Raw genomic sequence first — 20,318 nt, 5'->3', positions numbered from 1 at the left:
GACCTCAACACGATCGGCATCAACCTCACCGGCGTGAACAGCATCAACAACATCAGCGTCCCGGCGACGTTGGTGGGCAAAGTGGGCGCCTTTGCGTTCCAGGGCCTGACGGCCGGCCCGCCCGACGTCGAAAACGGCAAGTATGCCGACATGCTCTTCTCGACGGCCACGTCCTTCGCGACCGGGCAAACCTCGCTCTACGCCTTCGACACGAATGGTATTCTGCAAAAAATCTTCAATCCCAGCAACGACCCAAATGCGGGCCCCGCCAGCTTCAGCAGCAGCGTGCCCTTGCAGGGAACGTTCGACGTCACCGGCCTGGCCTTCTCGACGCTCGACTACAACCTTTGGCACGTCACCCAGAACCGTAACACCGACCCCGGACACGGCATCAACACCGCGCCCGACAACAGCCGCAATCCGGCGACGCCCAACGCTCCGCCGCCCGCCCAAGAAAACCAAAGCTTCTATTTCGGCCTCGAAGATCCGGACAACAATAAAACGATTTCGACGCAGCCGGGCGCCGAAAACTACATCACCAATCCACAGATCGCCCAGGGCTGGAAAAACGAGGCCAGCGGCGGACCGTATCAGCCGAATTACAATACACCCGGCGGCGCCTACGGCGTGTTGACCACCAACAGCTTCAGCCTGGCCAACTACTCGTCGAGCGACCAGCCGGCTCTGTACTTCAACTATTACCTCAACACGCAGGACGCTCAGAGCACGCTCCAAGACTTGAACCAGATGCTCGACAGCGCCCGCGTAGAGGTCTCCGAAGACGGCGGAGCCACCTGGCAATTGCTGGCCACCAACAACCTCTACCAGCCCAACTATCCCAATGCCGAGGCCGAGCGGCCCTATTATCAAAGCGCCCAGGCCGAAACCGGATCGGTTGATTCGAAACAATACGGCCAGTATTACAACAACGGCTTCGGTTTGCAGGTCGTGCAACCCTTGTTCGACAGCGTCACCACCGGCACCGGCTGGCGCCAGGCGCGCATCGACCTGAGCGATTACGCCGGGCAGGGCAACCTGCAGTTGCGGTTCGATTTCAGCACCGCCGGCACCACCTTCAACCCGTCCGACCTGGCGATCAACGCCGTCACCGGCGCGGCCAACCCCTACGCCAACCAGAACGTCTACGGCAACGGGTTCGGCAGCATGACGGGCGGTCAGATCCAGCCGGGCGCCGGCGCGCAACGCGCCGAGAACAACGACTATGAAGGCTGGTACATCGACGACGTGGTGATCGGCTTCGCCGAACGCGGCGAAATGGTCACCGACGCGACCAGTGGCGCGACAGGCTATTTCGCGGCGCCGGCCAACCCCGAACCGGGAGCGCCCCAGTCGGTGCTCACCGGTCCCTACCAGCTCGAAATCCGCCGCGGCACCGAGTACGGGCAAACCATCGACGGACTCAGCACCGACATCGCGCTCACCAAGTCGTACGACACGAACGCGCGCTTCGCCGATCAGTACTCGCTGTTGGCCACGGCCGGAGCGGCGCTGGCCAACGGTCAGACGTTCACGCTCAACGACGGCAACCACGCGGTGACCTTCCAGTTCGTCGAGTTGCCGCAAGTGGTCGCCGCACCGGCCTTGACCGGCGCCGCGGCCAGCGCCCACAACGATGAATTCACGCTCAGCGCGGGCGGAGCGACGATCACCTTCGAGCTGGTCACGCCCACGGCCACGCCGGCGTCGGGCGTGACGCCGATTATCGTGCAGCCGACCGACAACGCCGCCACGATCGCCGCCGACATCGAGGCGGCCATCAGCCAGGCGATCAGCAAGCTCACGGCCGCGCCCGCCAGCGTGACGATCACCAGCAAGTCCACCGCCGACTTGCTGGTTTCGCCCGCCACGCCCGCCACCTTTGCCTCGGGCTCGGCGTCGGCCTCGGCGTCGGCGTCGGCCGGAAACGTGGGCGTCTACTACACGGCCGCCAGCACCGCCCAGCAAGTGGCCGACACCATCGTGGTGGCCATCAACACCAATCCCACCTTGGTCAACGTGAGCGCCGCCGACGCGCAGAACGGAGCGCAAGGCGTCAGCAACCCCTCGATCAACGTCATCAACCTGTTCAACGTCGCCGAGGTGACGAGCAGCGCCGGCAACTACAACCGCCTGACGGTGACCGCCAACGCCTCGTCGATCGCCGAGAGCGGTTCGACGACCATCACCATCACTCGCGAAGGCGATCTGACAAATCCACTCTCCGCCACCCTGGCGGCTTACGACGTCGACAACGCTTTTGCTCCCAGTACCAACGTGACCCTCGCCGGCGTGGGAGGCGACCTGGTCGGCAATACGCTCACGATTCCCGCCGGGCAGGCTTCGGTTACCGTCACGGTCACCGGACAGCCGAAGACGCTGTCGGGGTCCCTGGCCAGCCTGTTTGCCAGCAGCGAGGAAGCCGACGGCACGCAAACCGTTCAACTCGTGGCCTCCGCGACGTCGTATAACAGCGTCTCCACCACGCTGGACGTGACCGACGATCCGGCCGTCTATCCCAAGCTGGCGGTGACGCTGGCCTCGACGTCGGCCGCGCAGAACTCGACGACGCCGATTACGGGCACCGTGTATCTGAATACCGGACCGCTCAATCCGGCGGTCTATCCCGACGGTCTGACGATCAACCTGCAAAGCCTCAACCCGGGCGCCGCGGCGGTCTCGCCGGCCACCGTCACCATTCCGGCCGACGGCAGCAGGGTTTCCACGACATTCACCGTCACGCCGGTCGATGACGGGGTCACGGGCCATCCCGGCGGCTTGCAGACCGCGGATATCGTGGCCCTGGCCACCGGTTTTCTCAGCGGCAGCGCCGCGCTGACCGTCACCGACAATCCCAGCCCGCCGGCCAGCGACCGCCAGTTCGGCACCACGAGCTGGACTCCCGAAGGCCCGGCGCCGATCACCGGCGGACAGTCGCAAACGGCGGCCCAGGCGCCGGGCGAGGCCGGCAACGCCGCCGCCGGCGCGGTCGAGGTGGTGCTGCCCGATCCGAACAATCCCAACGTGGTCTATATTGGCGCGGTCAACGGCGGCGTCTGGCAGACGACCAATTACGATCCGAACCCCAGCGACACCGCGGCGCCCACATGGACGCCGTTGACCGACAACCTGCCCGCCGTCACCGTAGGCGGCAACCAGCGGCTGCCGAGCCAGTCGATCGGCTCCTTGCAGTTCGCGATCAATACCAACACCAACGCCCTGACCGTCGACGCCAACAACAATCCGACGCTGATCGCCGGCATCGGACGGTTCAGCTCCTTTGGCTTCGCCGGCGGCTTTTTGAGCGGCCTGATTCGCTCGACCGACGGCGGCACGAACTGGACCGACATCAGTCCGGCCAACTTGCAAGGGCTGAACATTTCGGGCGCGGCCGAACGCGACAACCCGACCACCGGCACGACCACCTTGCTGGCGGGCGCCAACGGCTTTTCCGCTCCCAATTTTCTCGGCACTTTCGCCAGCAGCGGCGGGCTGTACCTGGCCACCGTCAAGACCAGCACTCTTACCGGCACCGTCGTCTCGCCGACCTTCACCAGCGTACTGGAGCCCAGCGGCCTGCCGTTCGGAGACGTGACCGATCTGGTGGGTGACGCCGGCGATCCGAACCGCTTCTATGTGGCCTCGCTCGACAACGCCGCGGCGCCGAACAACAACGGCGGCATCTTCACCACGGACAACGGGGGCCTAACCTGGACCAACATCACGCCGGCCAACCTGACGATGCAGACCGACGCTTTGAACCAGTTCACAAATCAGCCGGATAATGCCGACGACAACGTCCGTTTCGCCGTCCATTACGACGCCGCGGCCCAGACCAACGCCGTCTATTTCGGCTACGTCGAGAACGGGCAGTTGGCCGACTTGTATCGCGCGGACGGCCCCGATTTCTCGGCCACGCCGGCCACCTGGAACCCAACCGCGCCGAACACGTGGCAGTTGATGAGCACGCCTTCGACGAACGAAAACGGCACGCCGTACGGACTCCAGCCCGACGACGGCGTGTCACCGATCCCGGGTTCTCAAGGCATTATCCACTTCTCGATCGCGGCCGATCCCAGCAACCCGGACGTGGTCTACGTCGGCGGCGACCGTCAGCCCGGTCCGGGCGATCCCGGCATTTTCCAATGGCCCAACTCGATCGGCGCCACCAACTACACGGGCCGTCTGTTCCGCGGCGACGCCTCGCAACCGGTCGGCAGCCAGTGGACCCCGATCACCAACAACGACACCGCCACCAACACGGCCCCGCACGCCGACTCGCGGCATCTGGCCTTCGACAGCCAGGGCAACCTGCTGGAGGTCGACGATGGCGGCGTTTATCGGCTCACCAACCCCTCGGTCACCAGCGCCACCAGCCCGCAAGGCGACTGGTATTCGATGATCGGCAACTTACAGGTGAGCGAGAGCCACAACGTGGCCTTCGATACGCTCACCAACACCGTGCTGGCCGGCAACCAGGACACGGGCACTCCCGAGCAAACTGCGAGCAACAACGTCGTTTGGACCGAAACGCCAAGCAACGAGGGCGACGGCGGTTCGGTGAACGTCGACAACAGCAATCCGACGCAATCGGTCCGCTACACCAGTGCCGATCTGTCGACCAATCTGTTTCCGGGCGATCTGACGGCTACCACCTACAATGCCAGCGGCGCGGTCATCAATCAGACGTTTCCATTTCTCTATGTGCCGGCGCAAAACACCTTCTTGGGCGCGGTCGACATCTTTCCTTTCGTCGTTCCCATCGTGCTCAACTCGGTGAATCCGACGCGGATGCTCATCGCCGGCCAAGACGCGGTCTGGGAATCGTTTGACGGTGGAAACGATTTCACCGAGGTGCTTTCGAATACGTTCCCGCTCACCAACAACAGCATCACCGGGGCGCCGATGGCCTATGGCACCACGGACAACCCGGACGTGATTTGGGTCGGCGCCAACTCCCAAGTGCTTCTGCGCGACTCCGCCAACGGGCTGCTGAACGCCACGAACTACTCGGGCGGCACGGTGACGGCCATCACCGTCGATCCCGACCATTGGAAGCGCGCCTTTGTGGCCGACGCCAACGGGCGGATCTGGATGACGACGGATGGAGGAAATACCTTCACGAATATCACGGGCACCGGCGCGGGGAGCTTGACCGCCCTCACCACCAGCCCCTTCTCCCTGGCCTTTGCGCCGGGCCAGTCCAACGGAACGCTTTACGTCGGCACCGAAGACGGGGTCTACTCGCTGACCGTGCCGAACAGCGGGCTGCCCTCGGCGACCTGGCAGCGCTATGCCATCGGCTTGCCCGATGTTCCGGTCTATAGCCTCGAATACGTTGCCAGCGAACAGTTGCTGGTGGCCGGCACGATGGGCCGCGGCACGTTCATCGCCAGCGCCGTCGGCGACCTGACCGTCAGCGTCAGTCCCGGCGGCACATCGCCGCTGCCTGACGACGCGGGAACCAAACCCAAGGAGCTGACCATTACCCGCGACGGCCAGACCTCGGGCGACGTGACCGTCTCGCTCACCAGCAGCGATCCGACGCTGGCCACCGTGCCGACCAGCGTTGTCATCCCCGACGGACAATCGTCGGTGACCGTGGACGTCACGGTGCTCGACTCGGCCGTGGCCGAGTACCCCTCGACGGTCATCTTCACCGCGACGGGCGGAAACCTGAACCCGATTTCCGCGGCCGTCGACATTTTGCCCGACAGTCAAACCTCCGAGCCCAACACCAGTTCCGACAATGACACTCCCGCGCTCTCCGTGAACATCACGCCCGGCGCGGTCATCGTGGGCGGCACGAGCCAGGCGACGTACGTGGCCACGGTCACGCGCAACACGCCGGCGACCTATCCGATGGTCGTCACGCTGGTCAACTCCGATCCCGAGGCCGTGTCGATTGCGGGCGATCCGGCGGCGAGCGTCGGCGCCGCGACCCAGGTGACCATTCCCGCCGGCCAAACGTCGGCCACGTTCAGCATCACGGCGATCGACCATTTCGTTTCCGACATCGCGCGGTCCGTGACGATCGCCGCGGCGGTGGGAGGTCTCGCCAGCGGCAGCGGCACGATCGAAGTCGAACCGCTCAATCACGTGATCAACTATGGCCAGTTCGACGTGGCGAGCAATTACGGCCCCTACGTGCCTTTCCCGGGCGTGCTGGGCGACGTGACTGTGCCGCGGCCTCAGGGCGAGATCATTCTGGCGGGCAACCAGATCAGCAACGCCTCCAAGAACGGCATCACCGTCGAGGGCGTGCCCCAGGCCGCCGGCGGCGCCGTGATTCCGTATGCGGAAGGCCCCTCTCCGGGCGGAGTGGTCAACACGCCGGTGTTGGACAGCGACAATCTCACCCGCGGCGTGGTGATCGAGAACAACCTGATCTACGGCGTGTCGGCCACGGGCGCCGGCGTCTACTACGCCGGCACGCCCACCGCCGCCGCCGCGGGTGCCGTGCCCTTCGGCAAGATCGTGAACAACACCATTTACGGCGCCGATATCGCGGCGGGTGGCGACGTCGGGCAGGGCATCGGCATTCAGGTGGCCAACAATGCCAGCCCCACGATTCTCAACAATCTGCTGGTCAACTTGAAGACCGGCGTCAGCGTCGACAACTCGTCGCAGAACCTTGCCTCGCCTGAGGTGCTGGGGGAAAACCTCTATCAAAACGACGGCACGAACAGCAACGTCGGCACGGGGGCTTTCGCCGAAACGCCCGCCTCGTTCACGCAGCTTCAAGGGCCGGCTTCCAACACGTTCCGCGGTCCAAGCACCAACCCGACGACCGCCAACTTTTATCTGACGTCGAACTCGATCGCCATCGACAGTTCGATCAACAGCCTGCAAGACCGCACCGCCATCACGTCGGTCACCGCGCCCTTGGGCGTGGCCCCGTCGCCGATCATCGCTCCGGCTTACGACTTGTACGGGCAGTTGCGCGTGGCCGATCCGAACGCGCCCAAGCTCTTCCCCGGCTTGGGCAACAACGTCTACATCGACCGCGGGGCCATTGAACACGCCGCCACCAGCGGGCCGACCGCCGCGCTGCTGGCCCCCTCGCCCCGTAGTGCGAACAACCTCAGCTCCGCGCCCAACACGGTGTTCATCCGCGGGCAAAACCTGACGGAGTTCACCCTTCAGCTCAGCGACGGCACGGGCCCCGGCGTCTACGACGCTTCGGTGCTCGCTTCCAGCGTCGACGTGGTCGACGACGGCCGGCTGCTCACGCCGGGCGTCGATTATTTCTTCAACTACGACAACAACAATCACATCATTCACCTGGTGGCGGCCAGCGGCGTGTGGCTGAACGGGCACCAGTACGACATCTATCTCGACAACGGCAACCAGTTCGACCCCTACAATCCCTCGGCCACGCTGGTCGGTTCTCCCGGCCCGGGCCCCAACATCACCGACCGCGCCGGCAACTTTTTGCAGGCCAACGAGTCGAGCGGTTACACGCACTTCCGCGTGCTCTTGGCCAGTCCGACGAACGAGGCCCCGGAGGTTTTCTTCAACAACAAGAACGTGGGCGGTTCGACCGTCGCTTTGCCGTCCATCAACGAGCACGGCTCGGTGACGTTTGCCCAAGTGCTGGGCGACGCCCTCAGCGTCTACGACGTCGACAGCAACGGCGGCAGCGAGACGCTCACCGTCACGGCCAACACCGGCACGCTCACGCTCACCAGCACCGCCTTGCAGCAGTTGCAGGCGCTGGGCGTGATTCCGCTGAGCGACCCGACGGGGACGACCATCGGCAACGGGACGGGCACGATCACCATCACGGCGCCGTTGGGCGACCTCAGCACCGTGCCTCCCACGCCCGGACTCGATACGGTGCTCGAAGGCCTGGTCTACACGCCCGACGACAACTTCGACAGCACGACCTATGGCATGCCGGCCACGCTCACGGTCAGCGTCGACGACAACGGCAACTCGCCGCCGCCGGCGTTGACGACCACCACCACCTTGACGATGAACGTGCTGCCCATCAACGACCCGCCGGGGCTGGCGCTCAACGGCGTGACGGTGCCGGTTCCCGGCGGCGCGACCTCCAACGCCTATGAGGGTGTGCCGCTGGTGTTCTCAGACCCGGACCTGCCCACCCTGCCTCTGCCAACGGGCGGCAGCAACTGGATCGAGGTCACCGACAGCGACGTGATGAACCTGACGCTATCGCCGGGCGACGTCAACCCGGCCGCCGCGGGCGGGGTGCTCGTCAACCCCTACTACAACAATCCCAACAACCAATTCAGCGAGCAGATCACGCTCTCGGCGGGGGCCGGTTCCCTCGTCTTGGGCGGCAACACCAGCGGCCTGGTCACGTTCAGCGGCAACGGCACCTCGGCCATCAGCATGAGCGGCACGCTCTCCGCCATCAATCAGGCCCTGGCCACCCTGACCTACACCGAGTTGGTCGAGTTCAGCGGCGCCGCCACGCTGACGTTCGTCACCGACGACAACGGCAACGTCGGTCCGGGCGGACCGCGGACGACGACCGACACAATCACGATCAACGTCATTTCCGACAACGACGCACCCGTGATCAATGGCACCCCGAGCTTCGCGCTGGGCACGATTACCGACGACTCCACTACCGGTCCGCAGTCGACGGTGGGCGCCATGCTGGCCGGCGCCGTCGGGGGGACGGTAAGCTTTCCGGCGCTCTCGCCGCCCTTCAATGAAACGGGCGCTCCGGGCATCGCCGTCTATTCCGCCAGCCAGACCGGCGGCACCTGGCAATATCAACTCAACGGCTCGACCACTTGGACCAACCTTGACGCCAGCATCACCCTCGCCAATGCGCTGCTTCTCAACCAGAACGACTCGCTGCGGTTCGTGCCCCAACCCGATTCGAGCGGCACGCCCCAGATCCAGTTCTACCTCTGGGACGGCACCGTGGACGCCTACACGAGCGCGCAGAACGGCGGTGTGGCAACCAGCGACAAAGACGGCACGACCATCGACCTCACCGTGCGAGGGCATGGCGGCTCGTGGCCTTTCAGCATCGCTTCGGCCACGGCCACGCTCACCGTCACTCCGGGCAACGACGCGCCCAGCCTGACCAACCCCATCGTTTCACTTGCGGCGATCAACGAAGACGCGGGCCAACCCGGCGAAAATCCCAATGTCGGCGCGCAGATTTCGTCGTCGGTCATCGGCGGCGACGTAAAAATCAACACCTTGAGCGAAGGCGGAATGCTGGGCATCGCGGTGACGGGCGTGGACGACTCGAACGGCCAGTGGCAGTGGTCGACCGACGACGTGAACTGGCTGGCGATCTCCACGACGGCCGCTCCCTGGTCGGACGTCACGGGTTCGAACACCGGCACCGTCACGCCGCCGACACCGCAGACCGCGCTGTTGCTCGACGGCGGCGATTGGATCCGTTTCTTGCCGAATCATGAATTCAGCGACAGCGCCGGTTCCACGGAGACCATTTCGTTCGCGGCCTGGGACGAAACTTTTGACACGATCACCGGACAGGTCGACCCCGCTTCGACGCCCACGACGCCATCGCCGGTCGACCTGACGAAAGCCACGCCCGGCAGCGACCCGGCCGGCTCGTTGCCCTTCAGCGAATCGGCGTTCGGTGTGCTTCCCGTCCAGACCGCCACGGCCACCATCACCGTCAACGCTGTGAACGATGCACCCACGCTCGACAGCAGCGCGCCGTTCAGCTTCGCCCCGCTCACTGAGGACGCCGGAAGCGGGCTGACCGCCGATCCCCCGAACTCGGGCACGTCGATCAGCGACTTGCTGGCCACCGGCGGTGCGGGAGCGGCGACGTTCACCGCGCCGGGCGCGGTGCCGGGCATCGCGGTGACCAGCGCCACGGCCACGGCATCCCTGCCCGGCACGTGGCAGTACGAGTTGAGTGGGACGACGACCTGGGTCAATTTCCCCGCCGTGAGCCTCACCAACGCCTTGCTGCTGAGCGCCAACGACCGGGTGCGACTCAACTTCACCCCGGAAAACTCCGGCACCGCCCAACTTGGCTTCGTCGCCTGGGACGGCACCTGGAACCTGGCCACAGGCGCTCCGGACACTCACGGCACAACGGTCACGACCATCGCACAGTTTGCCACGGGCGGAACCTCTTCGCCGTTCAGTTCGGGGGGCGCCACGGCCACGCTGGCCGTCACGCCCGACGACGACGCGCCGACCATGCCGAGTCCGACGCCGGCGTTCAACTTCGCCCCGGTCCACGAAGACGCGCAGATCACCGATCTCGCCGGGAAAACGGAGCGTTACGACACGGGTTCGACGGTCAGCAGCATGCTGACCACGGGCGGGGTCACGATAGCGGCGAACTTCACGGCCGCGGGCGCCGTGCCTGGCATCGCGATCACGGCCGCCACCGGTACGACGGCCACCAGTTACTGGCAGTTTTCCCTCGACAGCGGCACGACTTGGGCCACCTTCCCCACGATCCCAGCGAGTGGCGCCCTGTTGCTGCGCGGCACCGACCTGGTGCGGTTTGTTCCCAGTCCGGAGTTCAACGGCACGGTGAACCTGTCGTTCGTGCTCTTCGACTCCACCTATGACCTGGCGACGGGCCGGTCGGATCCTGACGGCACGACGGTGACAACGATCGCCCGGTCGGCCACGGGCGGAACCTCTTCGCCGTTCAGTTCGGCGGGCGCCACGGCCACGCTTGACGTGCAGGCCGACAACGACGCGCCGACCATGCCGAGTCCGACGCCGGCGTTCAACTTCACGACCATTCCCGAGGATTCGCAAACGCAACCCGTTTCGCCGACCCAACCCGAACCGTTTGACGCGGGCTCGTCGGTCAGCAGCATGCTGACCACGGGCGGGGTCACGACAGCGGCGAATTTCACGGCCGAAGGTGCCGTGCCCGGCATCGCGATCACGGCCGCCACCGGTATGACGGCCACCAGCAACTGGCAGTATTCCCTCGACGGCGGCACGACTTGGGCCACCTTCCCAACGATCCCAGCGAGTGGCGCCCTGCTGCTGCGCGGCACCGACCTGGTGCGGTTTGTTCCCAGTCCGGAGTTCAACGGCACGGTGAACCTGTCGTTCGTGCTCTTCGACTCCACCTATGACCTGGCGACGGGCGGGCCGGATCCTGCCGGCACGACGGTGACAACGATCGCCCAATCCGCCACGGGCGGAACCTCTTCACCGTTCAGTTCGGCGGGCGCCACGGCCACGCTCACCGTGAGGCCCGACAACGATGCGCCGACGCTCGACAACACCGGGGCGTTCAACTTCGTGACGATTCCCGAAGATGCCGGCACGGGACTGCCCGGAGAAGCGGCCGATCCCGGCTCGACGGTCAGTGCCATGTTGGCCACGGTCACGAACGGCAGCGCGTTCACCGCGCAAGGCGCCGTGCCCGGCATCGCGATCACCAGCGCCAGCCAGACGGGCGGCATCTGGCAGTACGAGCTGAGTGGCACGACGACCTGGGTCAATTTCCCCAGCGTGGCGGACTACAACGCCTTGCTCCTCAGCGCCAGCGACCTCGTGCGGTTCCTGCCCGCCCCCGAGTCGAGCCCCGTTGCACAGATCACCTTTGTGGCCTGGGACGGAACGCTGGACCTGTTCACGTATCAACAGGCGCTCGTGGGCAATCCCACTGCTCCGCTTTCCGCCGGGCTCGACGTGCATGGCACGACGATCGATCTGACCCAGCGCGGCTCTGGCGCGTCATGGCCGTTCAGCGATTACCACGCCGCCGCCACAGCCACGCTCACGGTGACGGCCGACAACGACGCGCCGGCGTTTGTCAACAGCAGCATCACCTTGCCGGCCGCCCACGAAGACTCCGGCAGCGGCATGCCCGGCGAACCGCCGGACAACGGCTTCCAGATTTCTGATCCTGCCGCAGGCATCGCCGGCGACCTCACGCTGAAGGCCGCAGGCGCCACGTTGGGCATCGCCGTGACCGGCGTCGCGCAGACGAACAATGGCATGTGGCAGTGGGCGCCTCCGCCGGTCGCGCCCGCCACCGTGCCTGCCGACGGCAGTTGGCAGACGATCGCGCCCTCCACGGACCCCTCCACGGCGCTGTTGCTCGACGGCAGCGATTGGATCCGTTTCGTACCCAACCTCGAGTTCAACGACAACGTGGGGCCCGCGCCGACAATGCAGGTCGTGGGCTGGGACCAAAGTTTTGACCTGACGACCTACCAGCAGGCGCTCTTGGCGAATCCCAACGCCAGCTACGCCGCCGGCTTCGATGCGGCCGGCACCACCATCAACCTGACGCAGCGCGGTTCCGGCGGGTCGTGGCCTTTCAGTGCCCAGACCGCCACGGCCACGCTGAACGTTACGCCCGACAACGACGCGCCGGCGATCGCCAGCACCAGCATCAGCTTGCCGGCCACCCCGGAAAACGCTGGCGGCACCTTCACGGGGGCTCCGTCCGACCCAGGCTTCGAGATTTCCAATCCTGCGGCGGGCATCGCCGGCGCCGTCGGCCTCAAGGCCGAAGACGCGAAACTGGGTATCGCCGTCACCGGCATCACCGGCACCGCCAGCGGCTCTTGGCAGGTAAGCTTCAACGGCGGAGTGACCTTCCCCTACACGATCAATCCGGCCACCAGTGTCCGCACGGCGCTATTGCTCGACGGTAGCGACTGGCTGCGCTTCGTGCCCAACCTGGAGTTCAGCGACAACGTGGGGGCGGCGCCGACGATCTCGTTTATGGCCTGGGATGAAACGATGGACTCGATCACCGGCCAGGTCGACCTCGCCTCGACGGCCGCCACGCCCAGCATCATCAATCTCACGTCGGTGGCCGCTGACACCAGCGGCTCGCTGCCCTTCAGTGCCCAAACGGCCACGGGCACGCTCAACGTGACGCCCGACAACGACGCGCCGCTGATCACCAACACCAAAATCGCCTTGCCGGCCATCCAGGAAGACTCCGGCAGCGGCCTCACCGCCGAGCCGCTCGACAGCGGCTTCCGGATTTCCGACACCAAGGCCGGCATCGCCAGCTCCATCACGCTCAAGGCCGAAAACGCCAAGCTGGGCATCGCCGTCACCGGCATCACCGGCACCGCCGACGGCAAGTGGCAGTGGTCGGTCGACGATTCCACGTGGGTCACCATCGACCCGGCGACGAGCGTCACGAGCGCTTTGCTCTTGGACGGCAGCGACTGGATTCGCTTCTTGCCCAACATCGAATGGGCCGGCACCGGCGCCACCGCGCCGACCATCTCCTTCATGGCCTGGGACCAGACCCCGGACGCCCTCACCGGCAAGACCACCGACCCCGCTTCCACGCCCGCCGCCTTGAGCATCATCGACCTGACGAAGGTGGCCGGCGACACCAGCGGCACCTTGCCCTTCAGCGCCCAGACGGCCACGGCCAGCCTGGCCGTCACGCCCGAAAACGACGCTCCCGAGCTCGATACCACCGACGCCATCCAGTTCACGCCCATCAACGAAGACGCCGGATCGGGCCAGACCGGCGCCGCACCCACGCCGGCCGGATCCTCAGTCCTGTCGATGCTCACCTCGACCGGCGACAACGTGATCACGCTTTTCGCGCCGGCCTCGGCCATGGGCATCGCCGTCAGCGGTCTGACGCAAACCACCAGCGGCGCGTGGCAGTATTCTTTGAACGCCGGCGCCACTTGGACCAACTTCCCCGTCGTCTCCAGCAGCAATGCCCTGCTGCTGGGCGGCAACGACTGGGTGCGGTTCCTGCCCGAAGCCAACTTCAGCGGCGACAATGCCGGCCACGGCGCGGCCCCCAGCATGTCGTTCCAGGCCTGGGACAGCACCTGGGACCAGGGCACCGGCGGTCCCGATACCCATGGCACGTTGGTCGACCTGACTGCCTTCGACAGTTCCGTCACGGCCAATGGCACGGCCGGATCGTGGCCCTTCAGCGCCGCGACGGCCACGGCCATCCTGCCCGTACGCTTTGTCAACGACGCTCCCAGCTTCTTCCTGCCCGCCAACCCGCCGGCCGTCTACGAAGACGCCGGCGCTGTGAGCTTCAAGGATTTCGTGCAGAAGGTCAGCCCTTCTGAGCAGTATCCGCCCGAAGCCAACGAGGCCGGTCAGACGCTGCAGTTCAATCTCGCCGACAGCAACCCCAGTCTGTTCGCGGTCGCCCCGGCGATCGTCGTCAACGGCGACGGCACCGGCACGCTCACCTATACGCTGAACCCCAACGTCAGCGGCATCGACCAGGTGACCGTCAGCCTGCAGGACAATGGCGGCACGGCCTTCGGCGGCCAAGATACGTCGGTCACTCAGACGTTCACCATCGTCGCCAACTATGTGAACGACGCCCCCAGCTTCGTCTTTGCGAGCAATCCGCCCCCCGTCAACGAGTTCGACTTGCAGGTCGATGCCGCCGGCACCACCGGCGCCCATTCGATCGCCAACTTCGCCAGCAACATCAGCCCTTCGGGCAACTATCCGCCGGAAGCCAACGAGGCCGGCCAGACGGTCCACTTCAATGTGGTCGGCGACACCAATCCGGGCCTGTTCTCCGTGCCGCCGGCCATCGGCCCCACCGGCACGCTCACCTACACACTGGCGCCGGACGTCAGCGGCGGCGCGCAGATCACCGTTGATCTGCAAGACAACGGCGGCACGTCCAACGGCGGCGTCGATACCTCGGCCACCGAGACCTTCCCCATCACCGTCAACTTCGTCAACGACCCGCCGATGTTCACCCACATCGGCCCCGACCAGACGGTCAACGAAGACTCCGCCACCACCACCGTCCCCGGCTGGGCCGCGTCCAGCCCGGGCCAAGGCGCCAACGAGGCCGGGCAGCAGGTCACCTACCTTGTGACCAACGACAACAACTCGCTCTTCGCCGCCAACGGCGGGCCCGCCATCAGCCCGTCGGGCACGCTCACCTTCACGCCCGGCACGCACGTCTTCGGCACGGCGACCGTCACCGTCATCGCCCAGGACAACGGTGGCACCGCCAACGGCGGAATCGACCAGTCGCAGCCGGTCACCTTCCACATCAACGTCGACAGGGTCAACCATCCGCCGACCCTGGCCGCTCCGCTGCCGCCGGTGACGGTGAACGAGAACGCGGTCGATTATATTTTCAGCAACAGCCAGCTCTCACAGGTATTCAACGACATGGACGGCGCCATCGATCCGATGACGCTGTCGCTGGCCAACATGAGCAGCCCCAGCCCGTTCACCGCCAGCCTGTCGGGCCCCGGTCCCGCCACCGCCACGCTCACGTTCCACTTCCTCAACGACGAGTTCGGTACGGCCACCATCGACCTGTTGGCCACCGACCAGGCGGGAACGGCCACCGATCAAATCTCGGTCACGGTCAATCAGGTGAACCAGGCGCCGTCGTTCACCGCCGGAGGCAACGAACGGGTGGCCATGAATTCGCCCACGCAAACGGTGCCGAACTGGGCCACGAACATCAGCAAGGGCCCGTCGAGCCAGTCGGGCGAGACGCTCAACTTCACCACCAGCGTCGTCTCGACCAGCAACGCGAACCTGTTTACCACGCTGCCCACGATCGACCCGACGACGGGCAACCTGACCTTCACGCCCGCCGCCAACCAGTTTGGCAAGACGACCTTCTCCGTCGTGCTGCACAACAGCGGCAGCACGGCCAACGGCGGCCAAAACACGTCGGCCGCGCAGACCTTCACCATCGAGGTCGACGGCGTGCCGACGGCCATCGACCACTCCTACGTGCTCGGCGTGGGCGGCAGCAGCTCGGCCACCGCCGGCGACGGCGTGCTGGTGGGCGACACCGATCCCAACGGGCTGCCGCTCTCGGTGCAGCTTGTCACTCCGCCCTCCGCCGGCAGCGTGCAGCTCAACGCCGACGGCTCCTTCACCTATACCAAGGGCGCGAACTTCCAGGCCACCGACACTTTCAGCTATGTGGTGAACGACGGACAGTTGAACAGCAGCGTGGCCACCGTCACGGTGACGGCCTACGAGGCCACGCTCGTCGAGAAGCTCTACCAGCAGGTGCTGGGCCGCGCTCCCGATTCGGGCGGACTGGCCTACTGGACCACGCTGATCCAGCAAGGCCAGCCGCTGAGCATCGTTGCCCAGGGCATCTTCGAAAGCGACGAACGGCTCGACCCGATCATCGAGAACTACTACCAACAGTTCCTGTTGCGTCCGGCCGATGCGAGCGGCCTGACCTACTGGCGCGACGACGTGTGGAAGGTCTACGGCGGGCCGGAGCACGTGATTTCGGGCATGATCAGCTCGCCGGAGTTCTTCAACGAGGCGGCGGCGGCGCATCCCGATTTGTCGGCCAACGCGGCCTGGGTGACGGCGCTCTACGAGCGGCTCTTGAACCGCGAGCCTGACAGCGCCGGCCTGCAATTCTGGACCACCAACCTCGACTCGGGCGCGATGACGCGGGTCGACGTGGTGAACGGCTTCGAGTACAGCACGGAGAACTTCCAGAACGTGACGATCGGCTTCTTCCAGGAGTATCTGAACCGCGCTCCGACGTCCGCCGAGCTGGCCGGCTACGTGCAGCAGTTCCAGCAGGGCGCCACGCAGCGCAGCGTGCAGATCGAGATCATCGACAGTACCGAGTATCGCAACACTCCGCCGCCGCCGTCGTCGGGCAGCGTGCGGCAGTTGTCGTAGCGCCCGGTGGGACCCGTGAGCTCGCGAGCGCCGGCCCACCGAAGGGTTCCGTGTTCAGGCACGGGTCCCGTGTTCAGGATTGGGGGGTGGGCTCCGCGCCCACCCCTCCGGAAGAAGGGCAGCGCCAAGCACCGGCGAGCAGGGAAGAAGCTAAAACACTTGTGAAGAATACAAGTGTCGCGGTCCTCCCGCTCGTCGCAAAACCTGATCTATACATAAGGTTACGACGCTGCTCGAACGCATCAACGTTGGCTTATCAAAGCTTTTAAGCCAGTCATATCCGCGCGAAGGTCTTGGGGGTCGTAACCAGCGCCCGATGGCACGTTCGACTACCAAATTTCCAAAGAACGAATGCCGGCGCTTATCCGTTGGAGGGGTGTCATCCGTCATCCTGCTCACTTTTGGCAGCGTGCTGCCAAAGTGCCCGTGGCCCGTTCGTCTCCGGCGGCGCGTGCCGATGCGACACGCGTGTCGCATGGGTCGCGAGGTGAACGGCTTTCCTTTCGCGGAGCGAAAGGGCTACGGTCGGCACTTTGGCTGCGCGCGGCCAAAGTGGCGGCGGCCCGTTCGTCTCCGGCAGCGCGTGCCGATGCGACACGCGTGTCGCATGGGTCGCGAGGTGAACGGCTTTCCTCTCGCGGAGCGAAAGGCTACGGTCGGCACTTTGGCCGCGCGCGGCCAAAGTGCCTGCGGCCCGTTCGTCTGCGGCGGCGCGCGCCGAGGCGACACGCGTGTCGCATGGCGCGGAGCAAACGGCTGGCTGGTGGCCGGCGGAACTTTTTTGGAATTCGCGGCCGGTGTTTCGCGTATTACTGGTAACGGCAAACGGAAAACGGCCAGCGAGCGCTTTAGCCATGCCGGCCGATCTTCGCTTGGCTTGCCGGTGGGACGGGGAACGCCCGATCAACTGACAGAATCTGTCAGTTGGCCAAGGGTGGGGTCACCTCCGCGTTCTCGACGAACTACCGTCGTTCCGCGGGCCGGCTGCGGTCAACGTTTGCCTGGGCCGTCGAGGGATGGCCGGCGTGGGGTTCGCCCCGCAGTTCGGGCACCATGTCGGGGGCCGGCGTGCCCGGTGCCGAGCCGTGGGGCCGCATGCTGGTGGCGCCCAGCCGTTCCCAGGCGTCGCGACTGGCATGTCGGGCCGTGTCCCAGCCCATGTCGGGTGCGGCCGTCGTCCAGTGCTGCTGAAGTTCCGGCTCGACTTCCTCGAACGTTCGCCCGGCGTGTTTCTGGCGAGACTCCCAGCCATAGCGGTAGGCCGGCTCAAAGCGCTCGTAGGTGTCTTCGGGACCGATGTAAGGACGCGTGCGGAAATGTTCGCGCCAATAGGCGTCTTCGGCCGTCGGGTCGTACGATTCGGCGATGTCTTTGCCGGCCATTCCGCCGATGATCGCGCCCGCCACCGCGCCCACCGCCGCGCCCACGGGGCCGGCCGCCGCTCCGATGGCGGCGCCCGTGATTCCTCCGCCCGCGGCGCCGACGCCAACGCCCACCGGATGCGCCCCAGGCTCGCCGGTAATCGGATCGGCATTGGTCGACTTGGGCTGACCCTGGTTAAACTGCGTATCTTCTGGTTGAATGGTGCGTTCGGTCATGATCGGGCTCCTGTTGAGCGTATTTGCCTGCCGCTTGCACAAACAGGTTGCAAAGATCGTGCCGGTGTACAGCCCAGGAACATTGCGATGACCGCGACCAGCCAGAGCTTGAACGCGACCCAACTCCGTCGTGCAATCGACCGAGTGCCACGCGTTTCGTTGGCCCATTTGCCGACGCCGCTGGAGCCGTTGCCGAGATTCTCGGCCGCGCTGGGCGGCCCGACCGTGTGGATCAAACGCGACGACTGCACCGGCCTGGCCTTTGGCGGCAACAAAGCCCGGCACAACGAGTTCCTGCTGGCCCACGCTTTGGAGCAAGGCGCCGAGATGCTGGTCTGGGGCGCCGGCGTGCAATCGAACAACTGCCGCCAGACCGCCGCCGCCTGCGCCAAGCTGGGCCTCGAATGTCACCTGCTGCTCGGCGGCCCCCCGGATGCCCCGGTGCAGGGAAACTTGCTGCTCGACTATCTGCTGGGCGCCACCGTCGAGATGGTCGATCTGCCGTTAGGGCCGGAGTTGTACGAGCGGCTGGCCGCACGGGCAAACGAGCTTCGCGCCCAGGGAAAGCGGGTCTACTCCTGGGAAAACGAAGTGGTCAAGCCACGGGCGGCACTGAGCTACGCGCTCGGCTTCGCTGAGATCATGGAGCAGTGTCACGAACATCGGCTCTCGCCGAGCGCGGTCTATGTGGCGTCGGCCGGTTCGACGGCGTCCGGGCTGCTGCTGGGCAAGGCGCTCCTCGGCTCGGATGTGGCGGTGCGCGTCGTGGCCCCGATTCGCTGGCCGTGGCACCATCCGACCGACCTGGCCAAGACCGCGAACCAGGCGGCCGAGCTGATCGGCCTGATCGATGCGGCCGCCAGGCCATCGTGGGTCGAACCCGACGACGTCGACACCACGCTGGCGTATATCGGCCCCGGCTATGGCTTGCCGTCGCCGGAAGGGATGGCGGCCTTCGAGTTGTTGGCCACGACGGAGGGTATTTTGCTCGATCCGGTTTATACGTCCAAAGCACTGGCGGCATTGATCGACGACGTGCGGCACGGACGTTTGCCCGCCGATCGGCCGGTGGTCTTCCTGCACACCGGCGGCACACCGGCATTGTTCGCCTATGCCGACGAGTTGATGGCCGGACGCCGGACTTGAAACTTGCCGACGGCCGGGCCGCTTATTAGGCTTAATTGAGAACCCAGAACCCTGAACCCTGAACCCTTCGTCGGTGGGCCGGGGCTCGCAAGCTCGCTGGTCCCACCCTACGTTAGCATCCAGAAGAGAGGACAACCCACCATGAATAGGCACCGCATCGGATTGCTGTTCGCAATCGTCTATGCCACGCTCGGCATCGCCCGGACCGCCTTGGCCGACATCTTCCCCGACAAGAACCTGGAGACGGCCGTGCGGGCCACGCTGTTCGACAAGCGCGATCCGAGCACCACGCTCACCGACGACGACCTGCGGAAGGTGTTCATTTTAGAAGCCAAGGGCAAGCAGATTCGCGACCTGACCGGACTGGAGAAATGCACCAATCTGGCGCTGATCAATCTGGCCCAGAACGAAGTGGCCGATATCAAGCCGCTGACGAACCTGGCCAATTTGCAATCGCTCGACCTGTCGCAAAACAAGCTGGCCGACGTGGCTCCGCTGGCGAACCTCAAGGCTCTGCAATATGTGGAACTCTCGAACAACCAGATCGCCGCCTTGCCGTCGCTGGAGGCGCTGGGCAAGCTTTCGGCGCTGTACATGTCGGGCAACAAGGTCTCCGACCTGGCGCCGTTGGCCAAGCTGGCCAAGCTTTCGTCGCTCGACCTCTCGAAGAACCAGGTGACGAACCTGGCGCCGCTGGCGGAGCTGAAAGACCTATCGCTGTTGAAGCTCAGCGACAACCAGATTGAAGACATTACCGCAATCGGCAACTTCAAGCGGCTGAGCATGCTCTTTCTGGAGCGGAACAAGATTCACGATCTGGCGCCGTTGGTGGCCTCGGCCAAGGCCGATGCCGAAGGCGAAAAGCGGTTCGCTCCCTACTTGCGGCTCTATCTGGCAGACAATCCGCTGACCGACGCCGCCAAGAACGAGCAGCTTGCGGCCCTGAAGAACTTTGGCGTGCGAGTGCAGTGAGCC

The 20,318-nt window shown here is 65.5% G+C and carries 4 protein-coding genes; 3 read left to right on the top strand and 1 reads right to left on the bottom strand.

The window, feature by feature from the left end; translation table 11 throughout:
- Window positions 1–33: 33 nt before the first annotated feature.
- A complete protein-coding gene (locus VNH11_31130; protein ID HVA50838.1) occupies window positions 34–16,599 on the top strand; it encodes a DUF4214 domain-containing protein in 16,566 nt (5,521 codons plus the stop codon).
- Window positions 16,600–17,561: 962 nt separating this feature from the next.
- On the opposite strand, the gene VNH11_31125 is transcribed toward VNH11_31130, so the two are convergent.
- Window positions 17,562–18,197 carry a hypothetical protein gene (locus VNH11_31125; GenBank protein ID HVA50837.1) on the bottom strand — a complete coding sequence of 212 codons (636 nt, stop codon included), beginning with the start codon at window positions 18,195–18,197 and terminating at the stop codon, window positions 17,562–17,564.
- A gap of 87 nt (window positions 18,198–18,284) precedes the next feature.
- On the opposite strand from VNH11_31125, the gene VNH11_31120 reads away from it, so the two are divergent.
- Together VNH11_31120 and VNH11_31115 are read left to right on the top strand one after the other, a co-directional pair.
- The gene (locus VNH11_31120) at window positions 18,285–19,343 is read left to right on the top strand and encodes a D-cysteine desulfhydrase family protein (GenBank protein ID HVA50836.1); all 1,059 of its coding nucleotides are present in this window, start codon (window positions 18,285–18,287) and stop codon (window positions 19,341–19,343) included.
- 141 nt (window positions 19,344–19,484) lie between these two features.
- Entirely contained in the window at window positions 19,485–20,315 is an 831-nt protein-coding gene (locus tag VNH11_31115) for a leucine-rich repeat domain-containing protein (GenBank protein ID HVA50835.1), read from the top strand.
- Window positions 20,316–20,318 lie beyond the last annotated feature (3 nt).

The sequence above is a fragment of the Pirellulales bacterium genome, from assembly GCA_035533075.1.
Classification (GTDB): domain Bacteria; phylum Planctomycetota; class Planctomycetia; order Pirellulales; family JAICIG01; genus DASSFG01.
This window is presented reverse-complemented; position numbering and strand designations above follow the sequence as displayed.

Bases quoted from the DNA above. Each gene is read 5' to 3' on its own strand.
- VNH11_31120 (HVA50836.1), top strand. From the start codon at position 18,285: ATGACCGCGACCAGCCAGAGCTTGAACGCGACCCAACTCCGTCGTGCA.
- VNH11_31125 (HVA50837.1), bottom strand. From the start codon at position 18,197: ATGACCGAACGCACCATTCAACCAGAAGATACGCAGTTTAACCAGGGT.
- VNH11_31115 (HVA50835.1), top strand. From the start codon at position 19,485: ATGAATAGGCACCGCATCGGATTGCTGTTCGCAATCGTCTATGCCACG.